At 48.6% G+C, this 13,181-nt stretch carries 8 protein-coding genes; 6 read left to right on the top strand and 2 right to left on the bottom strand.

Translation table 11 applies throughout. The annotated features are described in order from the left end of the window. Positions 1-258: 258 nt before the first annotated feature. Both ACFPFU_RS20805 and ACFPFU_RS20800 read right to left on the bottom strand, forming a co-directional pair. Positions 259-396 carry a hypothetical protein gene (locus ACFPFU_RS20805; RefSeq protein WP_377067737.1) on the bottom strand — a complete coding sequence of 46 codons (138 nt, stop codon included), beginning with the start codon at positions 394-396 and terminating at the stop codon, positions 259-261. A gap of 1,113 nt (positions 397-1,509) precedes the next feature. Further along, positions 1,510-2,856, bottom strand: a complete 1,347-nt coding sequence (locus ACFPFU_RS20800; RefSeq protein WP_377067735.1) for a TolB family protein — start codon at positions 2,854-2,856, stop codon at positions 1,510-1,512. A gap of 243 nt (positions 2,857-3,099) precedes the next feature. On the opposite strand from ACFPFU_RS20800, the gene ACFPFU_RS20795 reads away from it, so the two are divergent. From ACFPFU_RS20795 to ACFPFU_RS20770, 6 genes are all read left to right on the top strand, one after another. Next, positions 3,100-3,657, top strand: coding sequence for an RNA polymerase sigma factor (locus tag ACFPFU_RS20795; RefSeq protein ID WP_377067733.1), 558 nt, complete (start codon positions 3,100-3,102; stop codon positions 3,655-3,657). A 163-nt stretch (positions 3,658-3,820) separates the two neighbouring features. Then, a complete protein-coding gene (locus ACFPFU_RS20790; protein WP_377067731.1) occupies positions 3,821-4,888 on the top strand; it encodes a FecR family protein in 1,068 nt (355 codons plus the stop codon). Between the two features lie 133 nt (positions 4,889-5,021). Then, positions 5,022-8,591 (top strand): TonB-dependent receptor, encoded by a 3,570-nt coding sequence (locus ACFPFU_RS20785; RefSeq protein ID WP_377067729.1) that lies wholly within the window; start codon positions 5,022-5,024, stop codon positions 8,589-8,591. A 20-nt stretch (positions 8,592-8,611) separates the two neighbouring features. Beyond that, positions 8,612-10,762: a RagB/SusD family nutrient uptake outer membrane protein gene (locus tag ACFPFU_RS20780; protein WP_377067727.1), complete on the top strand. Its 2,151-nt coding sequence runs from the start codon at positions 8,612-8,614 to the stop codon at positions 10,760-10,762. Between the two features lie 90 nt (positions 10,763-10,852). After that, positions 10,853-12,742, top strand: coding sequence for a rhamnogalacturonan lyase (locus ACFPFU_RS20775; RefSeq protein WP_377067725.1), 1,890 nt, complete (start codon positions 10,853-10,855; stop codon positions 12,740-12,742). A 185-nt stretch (positions 12,743-12,927) separates the two neighbouring features. Next, positions 12,928-13,181 (top strand): hypothetical protein (locus tag ACFPFU_RS20770; protein ID WP_377067723.1); only part of this gene is annotated, 254 nt, incomplete at its 3' end.

Raw genomic sequence — 13,181 nt, 5'->3', positions numbered from 1 at the left:
GACTGATTCTGTCAAAATCAATTTCACCGACTTCGTCGCAATGGAAAATAAACAGCGAAGTGCCAAAAATAACCCTATTCATTCACTGTCAAGCTTGTTCTATACAAGAAATTAGCCAAACTTAAGATCCCGGGAATTTATTCCCGGGTTACAACATCATCCGCTCCTGACGGAGCTTTTTGGTCAGTGGATACTTACTTGACTCTACACAGTGCGGAGATCCCTAACACAAATAAGACCGCAGGCAGGAAACTTAATTTAATCCCGGTAGACCTCTCCTAAAATGCCGTAAGCATGGTCTCCCAGAAATGCCGTAGGCATGGCACATCCTGTAACCTTGGGTTTCAACCCCAGGAAAGGGAAAACCCTCACCCTCCCCAAAAATGCCGTAGGCATGAACGATAAAAAACCTGTCTAAAACAAAAAATCCATCCTGCAGACCACAGCTACCTTACTTACCGGCAGCCACCCAACCCGCTTGCCAACAGTCACACAGGGCGGAACCGAAAAGCCATCTATCGCAAAAAAATGCCGTAGGCATGGCACATCCTGTAACCTTGGGTTTCAACCCCAGGAAAGGGAAAACCCTCACCCTCCCCAAAAATGCCGTAGGCATGAACGATAAAAAACCTGTCTAAAACAAAAAATCCATCCTGCAGACCACAGCTACCTTACTTACCGGCAGCCACCCAACCCGCTTGCCAACAGTCACACAGGGCGGAACCGAAAAGCCATCTATCGCAAAAAAATGCCGTAGGCATGGTACATCCTGTAACCTTGGGTTTCAACCCCAGGAAAGGGAAAACCCTCACCCTCCCCAAAAATGCCGTAGGCATGAACGATAAAAAACCTGTCTAAAACAAAAAATCCATCCTGCAGACCACAGCTACCTTACTTACCGGCAGCCACCCAACCCGCTTGCCAACAGTCACACAGGGCGGAACCGAAAAGCCATCTATCGCAAAAAAATGCCGTAGGCATGGTACATCCTGTAACCTTGGGTTTCAACCCAAGGAAAGGGAAAAGACTAGCCCTCCCCCAAATGCCGTAGGCATGAACGATAAAAAACCTGTCTAAAACAAAAAATCCATCCTACAGACCACAGCTACCTTACTTACCGGCAGTCACCCAACCCGCCTGCCAACAGTCCACAGGGCGGAACCGAAAGGCTATCTATCCCAAAAAATGCCGTAGGCATGACACATCCTGTAACCTTGGGTTTCAACCCCAGGAAAGGGAAAACCCTCACCCTCCCCCAAATGCCGTAGGCATGAACGATAAAAAACCTGTCTAAAACAAAAAATCCATCCTACAGACCACAGCTACCTTACTTACCGGCAGCCACCCAACCCGCCTGCCAACAGTCACACACTGACTTTCCCAATGAATGGCGGATTAGGGTAAAGTTAAAATGTCTTTTCCACACCCCACCTGAAGCCGGGGACGCTGTACCCTCAGTCGTTGGAAGTGTAAAAGTCGGTGACGCCACGGGTGGACACAGGAATGCATTTATTCCTTCCCATACCATGCTTCGGGTATCTCCACCACACAGATATTCATGGACCGGTCATCGTCCGAAAGCATGGCGGACTGTATCTGGAACCGGTTGCCGTCCGGATGGAAGGTGGGATGGGGATGGTCTGCGGCAGTGGTCTTGTGGCCGGCGGTGATCAGCCGCATGGCTTTGGTTTTCCTGTCGATCAGGTACAGGCTTCTCGAAAAGTCGTCCCCAACCGCCCATCTTCCGTCGGGCGATCCGTGGACATGCCATAGCCCGCTTCCGGTTTCCGTCTGGCCTTCAATTCTCATTTCCCGTGTCCTCAGGTTGACAATGGCCAACCCGGTGGGTTTCTCCCTGGTCCCCGAGGGGCCCCAATCTGCCTCCTGGCCCGGGTTTTCCGGATTTCCGATTTCCACCCCGGAAGCTTCTTGCATAATGACAGGCCTATGGCCCATAATGGCAAAAGCCACTTCGTCCTTGGTAATGACCGCCTCGTGGGTTACCCACTCATAGTCAGCCTCCGGGTATAATGGCCTCAGTCCCGTGCCGTCTGCCCTGACTGTCCATGTCCTTTGAGGAGCTTTGCCGCCGGTTTCCCAGCAAAATACAAGTTCCTCGGGCACCCAGAGGTTGGTCTGAACATGGCCTACCTGAAAAGGTACCGAGACCACATGTTTGATTTCGCCTGTACCCAGATCCATGCTGGCGATGCCACCCGGTCCTGCCCCCATATTGCGGGGGCCGAAGCTTTTCTCTATTTCGGCATCTTTTGGTAAATGTTTCCCGGCTACCTGCCTGCTGACCTTGAAGTATATCTTTTTTTCATCGGCGTCCAGGGCCATGTCCCCGCCGTTCGCCATGTGTGCGGGGATGGAACCGTGGATTTTTTCGTATGCCGTTTTTTCCTGTAACCTTCCGGTCTCGCTGTCGGCAAACAATTTTCCCAGGTCTACCGATATCAGTTGAAGCCCGTTATCCCCTCCCCTCTCCCTCATAAAGTAAAGCCGCATCTCCTTGCGGGACAAAGTAAGCATACCCGTATATCCCCCTTCCGTGATTTGCACGATATCCCCGGTTTCTTCATTGACGGCCATGGCTTCGCCTTTTACCCTGTTGGAGCGGAATACCAGCCAGTTGCCATCTGCTGTCCACTGGGGATGCGTGGGATAGATTTTTGAATCACCCGAGGGCGTGCTGGTTAAAAACGTAAGGTGGACGCCTGTCACAGGATCCTGAACCACTTTCTTCTCAGAAGGAAAACGCGTGCCTATCTGGGCTGCAAGCTGGAGACAGGAGCCGGACATAAGTTGCAAAAAAGCTATCAGGGTGGCGGTTTTGATTATTGGGCATTTCATTCGGCGGGGTTTATTGTTGATCAATTACGGCTTCATCCCACTAATTTAGGGAACTATTTTACCGAAACCCCAATTCGGGTAGCGGAATTTCGCCATGGGCCATGCGCTAAATACAGGAGAATTAAATAAGAAGCCGAAAGCATTTACCACCGTTTAAATTGTATTTGTTGACTTTTTTTCACTAATATAGCAGTAGTAAGGGCATCCCTTTGCCTGTCAACCCCAAATAACCATTTAGACCAGATGAATTTCCGTTCCCTTGGAGAGGTAGACATATGGAAGCTGATTGTTGGCGGAAACGATGATGCTTTTGCTTACATATACAAAACCTATTCCTGGGACATGTATAAGTACGGGCACAAATTCACGCAGGATTCCGATTTGATTGAAGATGTGATCCAGGATGTTTTCGTGAACATGTGGGAAATACGGGCCAATATTTTTATTCAAAGATCGATCAAGTATTACCTGTTTTCGGTGTTCAGAAGGGAAATAATCAAAAGGGTTAACTTTTCATACAAAAACGAATCCCTGGAGGAATATCATTCAAAGATCGCCTGGGAAGCTTCTTTTCAGGAAATTCTGGAAGAGAACCAAATCACGCTGGAATCGAGGAACAGGATCAGTCAGGCGCTGGAACATCTTCCTGTCCGGCAAAAAGAAGCGATATATCTCCGGTATATCCAGGAACTTTCCTACGACGAAATTTCAGATCTTATGGGAATACAGATTCCCTCCCTATATAATCTGATATTTAAAGGAATTAAATCTTTGAAAGAATACCTCGCTACTACAAACTGACGTGGTTTTTGTTATGAATAAAATAAAAAATATAATTATTTGTTAGTTTATTTATAATATTTTGTACAAACTTTTTAAGATACCATAAAAATTAATTTTTTTAAGCGGCAGGCGGTGAGATTGAGCCGGGATTTTACTCTTGATAGGGAATTATCCCGAAATAATGAGACAATACAATACCATCGACGACTTTCTTAATGAAAAATCCTTTCGGGACTGGGTATTAAAAAATGACAGTGCGGGATCTTCTCATTGGCAGGACTGGATGGAGACTCATGGAGAAAAGAAGGAATTATTGTTGCAGGCCAAATCGGTTCTTCTGGAGCTGGACCGGCAGGGCCAGGATTGGGATACCAAGAAACAAAGCCTGCTTTTTGATAAAATAAAGAAGAGGATTGATTCCAATAAAGGCAAGCAGCCCGCCATGAGCTACCCCGTTCACCGTTCCGGAAAAAAGAACTTGGCAAAGGCGGCAGTCATTTCCTTATTGGCGGCTTTCTTTCTCGGGTATCTGTATTGGTCTCTTTCCCCTTTGGGAATATTGAGTGACGAAGGGAATGCTGAGACAAAGGAATCATGGATCACCAAGGCGAACCCCAGGGGGCAAAAGTCCAAGATCCACCTTCCGGACGGAAGCGCGGTTTTTTTAAACGCGGAAAGTGAGATCAGGTTCAGAAACGATTTTGGACAACACAACAGGGATATTTTTTTAACGGGGGAATCTTTTTTTGAGGTGGTTCCCGATTCACTTTTGCCTTTCAGGGTTTTCAGTGGAGATGTGGTCACCACGGCTTTGGGAACGTCCTTTAACGTCAATTGTTACGACAAAGAAAAGATTCAGGTCCGGCTGGCAACAGGTATTGTTAAAGTGGCCGACGAAAATGATGACGACAATGCCATCATCCTGGTCCCGGGAGAAGAAGCCATTCTGGATGACCACCATAAAATCATTAAACAGAATTTCAATCTGAAAAAGGCTTTTCTATGGAAGGATGGTACGCTGCTGTTTGATAAAAGTCCATTTTCCGATTTCAAAATCACCCTGGAACGCTGGTATGGCGTGGACATAGAAGTCATTAACCTTCCTAGACAGGAACTCTATATTTCCGGGGAATTCCATGACACCTACCTCAGCAATATATTGGAAAGCATTGGCTACGCCTATGGCTTCAGTTATAGCATTGACCAAAAGAAAATAAAAATCAGTTTCAACCAAAAAGACAATAGATGAAAAAATCCTAAGGAAAAAGAAAAAGCCAATGACGGATCATTGGCTTAGCCTGGCAAACAATAAAGTTTCCTACGCTCTGATTATTTGCCAGTGTCTTATCGCAACTTTAATTAACAATAAAACAACCTAATTTATGAAAAAAACATTACATGCCTTATGTATGATAGGAAAATACTATCTATATGGATTTGTGGTTCAGTTGCTCTTTCTTAATCTGCTTCATGCAGATCCTTCCAACGCCCAGGGCTCACTGGATATCAAAGAGGTATTTCTAAGCCTGGACCTGGAAGAAGCTACACTTTTGGAGGCCTTTACAGAAATTAAGAAACAGACCCGGTTTTCTTTTATCTATGACGACCGCTTATTGGATGGTTCTTCCGGAGTGAATCTCAATGTACAAAACCAGTCTCTGGAAAGTATTTTGCTAATGCTGGCAGCTAAGCACCGGCTGTCTTTCAGGCAGGTGGATGATAAAATAAGTGTAAGGCCATCCACCAGAAGGGCTGCTGAAAAAACCATCTTGGTAGAAGTGACGGTAAGCGGTAAGGTGGTGGATCCAAACGGGGAACCCATACCGGGAGTGACCATTTCCGTGCCCGGCACCTCTCTGGGAACAGCCACAGATATTGAAGGGAACTATTCCATAACCGTTCCCGATGGCTCCACACTGGTTTTTTCTTTTATAGGGTTTGAAACCCAGCGGATTCCGGTTGGTGACCAAAGTATCATCAACCTTACCATGCAGGAAGATGTTTCTTCACTCGACGAGGTGGTGGTAGTAGGATATGGTACCCAGAGAAAGAGTGATCTCACCGGAGCCATTTCGAGTGTAGGTTCGGAGACACTCCAGGAACGGCCCGTGACCAACGTGGTCCAAGCCCTCCAGGGGAACGCTGCCGGGGTGCACGTGAGCACCAACATGCGACCAGGGGAGCTTCCCGCGGTAAGAATCCGGGGCAACCGCTCCATCAACGCCTCCAATGATCCGCTATATGTCATCGATGGAATTCCGGTGATTTCCCAGCTGGGGGTCAATTCCTTTTCCCTCAATGACATCAATCCCAACGACATTGAGTCTGTGGAAATTCTGAAAGATGCTTCCGCAACGGCAATCTATGGCTCCAGAGGAGCCAATGGCGTTATTTTGGTAACCACGAAGAAAGGGAAGAAAGGCCAGGTAAAAATAGATTACAACACCACCTTTTCCATGGATTCCTATAAGAACCTCACAGACTGGATGACCGGAGGGCAATATGTGGACATATGGAGGCAATCCCTGATCAACGGCCGTCTGTATGGTAATGCGGAAAACCAGGATTTAAGCACCCCTGCCCAACCTTGGTATCCTGATCCTTTTCTGGACCAGCAAGTGATGGGCTTGGGCCAGGATACTTATGCCAGGAACGGTGTTTGGATGGGTTATGAATGGGAGGAATTCGGCGTGACCCCCAGGTACAGACCTACCACTTCAGAGGAAAGGGCATTGGGCTGGCCGGATCAGGTCCCCATTTATAATTCAGAAAACGTGAGAAACCACAATTGGCAGGATGAGGTGACCCGGGCCGGCATCACCCAAATCCATCAGGTTTCACTTTCTGCGGGGACTGACGTGTCCAGACTGTACATTTCCCTTGGTTATTTCAACCAAAACGGCGTGCAAAAGGACCAGGATTTTGAAAGATTCACGGTCAACCTGAACGGTGATATCGCTGCGACCAAGTGGCTGACACTGGGCACTTCCGTGATGGGTTCTTTTTCCAAACAAAACTTCGGATTTATGGGGCCAAATACCAGTAATACCGGCTCCAAAGATTTGTTTTCCAGAGCGGTGGATCAATTTCCCTATGCCATTCCGAGAGACAGTGACGGAAATCTCATCCAAAATCCGGGAGGGAACCTTAGCCTGTGGAACCCTGTCATGGACATAGACCAGGCATTGAACGAAAGGCGCGCCTCGGCAGTGATGGCCAATATGTTTGCGGAAGTTACATTTACACCATGGTTAAAATACCGGCTGAATTTCGGTGGGCAGATGCGGAACTTCAGAAACGGAAGCTGGACCGGTCCCAATTCTTCCAATCACCTCACGATTCAGCCGAATACAGCCGGCATGAGCAGAAATGAGAACTTCGGGTGGGTGGCCGAAAACCTGCTTTTTATTGACAAAAACATTGGAGATGTGCACAATATAGGCGTGACCCTGCTCCAATCTTCACAATATTCCCGCAATGAAGGAATGGCCATGAGTGTGATCAATACGATTGTGCCTGCCAGCTTGTGGTATGATCTGAATTCCAATGCGGTGGGCAATCCGCGAAGTTATGGTACTTCCTTTACCGAAAACACCTTGCAGTCTTGGATGGCCAGGATAAATTATGCTTATAAAGATAAATATCTTCTGACCGCCTCAGGCCGTTACGACGGTGCATCCGTATTGGCTCCGGGACATAAATGGGACTTTTTCCCTTCTTTTTCCCTGGCTTGGAAAATGCAGGAGGAGGCTTTTATGAGCGATGTGTCGTGGCTTAATGAATTGAAACCCCGGTTTGGTTATGGCGTCACGGGGAATTCCGCCGTAAACCCCTATACGACCACCGGACCGCTGAGCAGAAACCCCTACATTTTTGGAGACCAGGCGGCCTTTGGTTTCCTGCCGCAGTTGGCGCAGAACCCGGAGCTTGGTTGGGAAAAAACGGCCCAGTGGAATGCCGGCCTTGATTTCGGCATTCTTCGAGGCCGGGTAATGGGCAGCTTTGAAGCCTATGATATGACCACTACAGGTCTGATTTTTGCCAGGGCCTTGCCCGCCGTAACGGGATACGTGCAAAAGTTCGAGAATATAGGAAGCACCCGAAACCGGGGCTTGGAAATGACACTTTCTACCGTTAATGTGGAAACGCAGGATTTTACCTGGCAAACCGATTTTAATTTCGGATTGAACCGGGAAGAGATCGTGGAGTTGGTAAATGGAGAGGAAGACATGATTGTCAACAATCTGTTTATCGGTCACCCCATCCATTCCTTTTTTGATTTCCAGCATGACGGCATTTGGCAGAACACAGAAGCAGACCTGGAAGAGATGAGGAGGTTTAATGAAAATGGCCATAACTTTTATCCCGGGACGGTAAAAATAACCGACCAAAACGGGGATTACAGGATAGATGGGGATGATAGGGTAGTAGTGGGGTCAAGGCAGCCCAGATGGACGGGTGGTATCACGAACACCCTGAGGTACAAAAACTGGACTTTCAGCTCAATGGCCTATGCGCGGGTCGGACAGACCTATATGGGGGGCTTCCCCCATTATGGTGGAGTTTGGCCGAATGGCCGGTATGAAACCGACTTCTGGGGATGGGACAATCCCGGTGGTCGCTGGCCACTGCCCGTCATGGGAGCCAACGTTGAAAATATCGCTTCTGCCATGCAGTTTAATGACGGCTCTTTTGTAGCTGTAAGACACATTTCCCTGGCTTATGATTTCCCCCGTACACTGATTGAAAGGGCAGCCATGACGAATCTTCAGGTAAACCTTCAAGTGGTAAATCCTTTTCTCTTTGGCGGCGATGTGGTAAGGATGGGGATGAACCCTGATGATGACACTTCTTGGGAAATCCGCAACGCCCAAGGAGATCCTTTGGGGGGTATGAACAACAACAGAATCCTTCCCCAAAGTTTCGTAATCACGTTAAGAGCAGGTTTTTAATCAACAAAAAGGCAATTATCATGAAAAAATATATTTGGATATCAGCACTGGCTCTTATTAATCTTTTCACTTCATGCCAGGACTTCTTAGAAGAAAGGCAGGTTTCCAACCTGACCCAGGATTACTATAATGACGAAAACGGCCTTGAATCGTTGATCAATGGGCTGTATGTGTATGCAAGGGTTAAACACGAATGGGACGTAAACGGCGCCAGGTTAACCCAGGCAGAAACCGATGCCTATATGACCGCCAACGCAAGTTGGGCAAGAATGGAAGTCGGCATTTATGGAAACGACTTGAGTACCGTGGCCAATAACAACATGTTTAACTACCTGGGGAGTGCCAATGCTTCTTATGCCCCAATGGGTGCTTATCCCCATATCAACAACTGCAACATTGCCTTGGACATACTGGAAAACGTGGCTCCGGGCGTATTTGGGACAGACCAGGCTTTTGCCAATCAAAGAAAGGCGGAAATACTGTTCCTGAGATCATGGGCATTTTATTTGGTCTCCAACCAACTGGGGGACATTCCTTTGTTGTTGACGCCAAGAAGGGAAGATGATGGCATCTATTATTTCCCGAAATCTTCATTGGAGGAGGTATATAACCAAATCATAGCAGACGTGGGTTTTGCCTATGAGCACCTTCCCACCACTGGTCAACAGGGCCGGATTACCAAGTGGGCAGCGGGGCATTTTCTGGCAAAACTTTACCTCAACAGGGCGCAGGCAGCGGCGTTTGCCAACAGCGGGGAAGAGCATTTAAGAATGTTGTATAAGGGAAATGAGGCCACTGATCTTGATAATGCCATTCAGGTTGCCACAGAGGTGATCAATGGTGTAGGAGGTCTCGCCCCAGACTACTGGACCCTCTTCGATCCTCAAATTTCAGAAACCAGTCCACATTCGGAGGTCCTGTGGGCAGCCCAATTTGATACCAATATAGGGTTGAATGGAAGGTTTGGGGGCAACAGGTCCGTCAACTATCACGTAGGAAACTACACCGAGCAATCCGGAGTAGACAGATCCATGGCTTATGGAAGGCCTTTTGGTACCTTTAAGCCCACCGACTGGGGGTACGACAATTTCAGGGACAAACTGCACGACTCCAGGTACGCCAAGACCTTCCGCCATGAATACATCAGCAACATGGGAGCGAACTCCACTTCTTTTACCTGGACAGCAGCGACCGCCGCTTGGTGGAATGCCAATAAACCCGCCGACCAACCTGAAGTAAGGGCAGGTGAGAGGAGGATACTTGAAGGAAGAAGGGCCATCATTTACCTCGAAAACGATCGGGAAAATGCGCTCGACTCGATGATGGTAATGAGCATGCCGTTCCAGTTTATGGTAAGGTGGGTCAGGTCATCGACCACAGGTAATTATTACTACAGGCTGTTTATCAATGGGGCCAATATGGGCCTGGCCACCCAAACGGCTCCTTACCTTTCCGTGAAGAAGTACGTCGACCCCATGAGAGGAGGCAGCAATGACGAGGGCAACTTCAACAGTGAACAAGGTACACGTGATGCCATCTTGATGAGACTGGCGGAAACTTATCTGATCCGGGCGGAAGCTTATGGTAGAAAGGGGAATTATGCCGCTGCTGTGGACGATATCAATGTACTGAGGCAGAGAGCCGCTTTTAAAGGCGGTGAAAGCCGCCCGGCACCGTTGGCGGAATGGTATCCGGAAGCGGATGAGCTTGACCCGTCCGAAAGGGAAGCCCCCTTTGTCGCAGCAGGAGATTCCTATGACAAAATCATGGTGACGGAAAACCATTTTACTCCCGGTACCACTGAAGCAAACCGCGAAGGCTATATCCCAAGCGTCGCTTCCAAGGAGGAAATGTTCATCCATTTTATCTATAATGAAAAAAACAGGGAGTTTTTGGGTGAAGGCATCATGTGGGAAGACTTGCACAATGCAGGTATCCTCTACGAAAGGGTGATGCACCATAATCAGATGGCGTCCAATCTGACAGGATTGTGGCCTGTGGCTACCAACACCGCAGGAGGCAACGGACAGGACGGAAACGGCAAAGGCCAGATGCAAAGGCACCATACCTTCAGACCCTGGCCGTTTAATTATCTCATTCAGCTTACTGATGAAAACGGCGTTCCACTTAGTGCGGATGCCAGGTCTGAATACCAGAATCCGGGGTATTGAATTTAAATCTAATCGATAACCGTTGAACCAAAAGGCGGCAAGTGGACCCTCGCTTGGCCGCCTTTTTACTCACCCAAAATGCCAATTGAAATGAAAAGATGGTTTATAGCATCAGCGATATTGTGTTTAGCGACATGGGTTTCATGGAATACCCACGCCCAGCGGCAGATGGAATACCTGGGCCGGGGCGTAGTAGCCGTGCCCTCCGGGGAAGGGGTGTTGGTAAGTTGGAGGTTGTTGGGCACAGATCCGGAAACAATCAAATTTGACGTACATAAAGTAGTGGGCGAGGGTAAACCTGTAAAGCTTAGTGAAACCCCTTTGGTTCAAAGCACCAATTTTTTGGACAAAAGCGGATCAGGAAACGGGAAGGTGCAATATTTTGTCCGGGCCTACGAGGGGACAACACTGCTTGATGAATCTCCTCCCATACTTGCATGGGACAAGCCTTATCTTTCCATTCCGCTGAGGACACCGGAAGGTTATACCCCCAATGATGCTTCGGTCGGGGATCTTACGGGTGATGGCAGGTATGAAATCGTTGTCCACATGACGGGTGTGGGAAAGGACAATTCCCATAAGGGAATCACCGACGAACCCATCTTACACGCCTATACTTTGGACGGTGATTTTCTTTGGGAAATCAACCTGGGGAGGAATATCCGCGAAGGAGCTCACTATACCCAATTTATGGTATATGATCTGGACGGGGACGGCATAGCCGAGGTCGCGTGTAAAACGGCAGACGGTACCGTGGACGGCAAAGGCACGGTAATCGGGGACCCCGATGCTGACTGGAGAAATGAGGATGGCTACATTTTGGGCGGGCCGGAGTTTCTAACAGTATTCCATGGCACTACCGGAGAAGCGCTGGCGACAACAGATTATGCCCCCGGCAGGCACCCTGACACGCAAGACCCCTCGCTGGATCAGTTAAAAGAAGTTTGGGGAGACGGTTATGGCAACAGGGTGGACCGTTTCCTGGCAGGTATCGCTTATCTGGACGGAGAGCGGCCCAGCCTGGTCATGAGCAGGGGCTATTACACGCGGACGGTGTTGGCAGCTTGGAACTGGAGGGATGGGGAGCTGAGCCAGGTATGGACTTTTGACAGCCATGACGGGAATCCCGAAAACCTGAAATATGCCGGTCAGGGTTATCATAGCCTTTCCGTAGGGGACATAGACGGAGACGGAAAAGATGAAATTGTCTTCGGCTCCATGGTCGTAGACGATGACGGTTCGGGCCTCTATAGTAGCGGATTAGGGCATGGAGATGCCATGCACCTTTCCAATATAGATCCTAACCGGCCGGGCATGGAGGTATTTGGCATCCATGAACGCCCGGATCACCCCCATGCAGCCAATCTAAGGGATGCATTGACGGGAGAAGTTCTTTGGTCTTATCCTTCCAAGGATGTGGGGAGGGGACTTTCCATCGACATAGACCCCCGGTACAGAGGACATGAAAGCTGGGCATCGGGAGAGGGTTTAAATGGCCTGTGGAATGTCGAGGGGGAAGTCATTTCGGACCACAAGCCCAGTTCATGCAACATGGCCATCTGGTGGGACGGGGATTTACTGAGGGAACTGCTGGACGGGGTGAACATTGACAAATGGGATTATCAAAACGGTACCTCCATAAGGCTGTTTAATGGGCAGGACTATGACCTATTGAAAAACAATGGCACGAAATCCAATCCCTGCTTGTCGGCCGATATTTTGGGTGATTGGAGAGAAGAATTGATCGCACGGACCAGTGATAACAAGGAGCTGAGAATATTTTCAACAGCCATCCCAACAGACTACCGCATCTATACATTGATGCACAATCCGCATTACAGACTGAGCATAGCCTGGCAAAACGTGGCTTACAACCAACCGCCTCATACCGGTTATTTTTTGGGGGAAGGAATGGAAAAGCCGGAGTTGCCCCAGATCAGACTGGCAATGCCCGATAATGGTAGAATGGTTACTAAGTAAAACCATATTGGGGTAAAGATTGGAGTGGACTGAGTATTCAGGAAACAGGGAATCGGGCGAAAAACTCCTGTTCTCTTTTCCCTATTCACCGTTCACGCAGTGTTCAGGAAGTGGGGAATAGGGAACCGGGAACAGGGAATCGGTCGAAAACTTCCCGTTTTCTTTCCCTATTCACCGTTCACGCAGTGTTCAGGAAGTGGGGAATAGGGAACCGGGAACAGGAAATCGGGCGAAAAACTCCTGTTCTCTTTTCCCTATTCACCGTTCACGCAGTGTTCAGGAAGTGGGGAATAGGGAACCGGGAACAGGAAATCGGGCGAAAAACTCCTGTTCTCTTTTCCCTATTCACCGTTCACGCAGTGTTCAGGAAGTGGGGAATAGGGAACCGGGAACAGGGAATCGGTCGAAAACTTCCCGTTTTCTTTCCCTATTCACCGTT

Origin of the sequence: Negadavirga shengliensis (assembly GCF_042652345.1) — a bacterium.
GTDB classification, from domain to species: domain Bacteria; phylum Bacteroidota; class Bacteroidia; order Cytophagales; family Cyclobacteriaceae; genus Negadavirga; species Negadavirga shengliensis.
The sequence above is the reverse complement of the archived record's forward strand: the minus strand, read 5'-3'. Positions and strand labels throughout refer to the sequence as shown.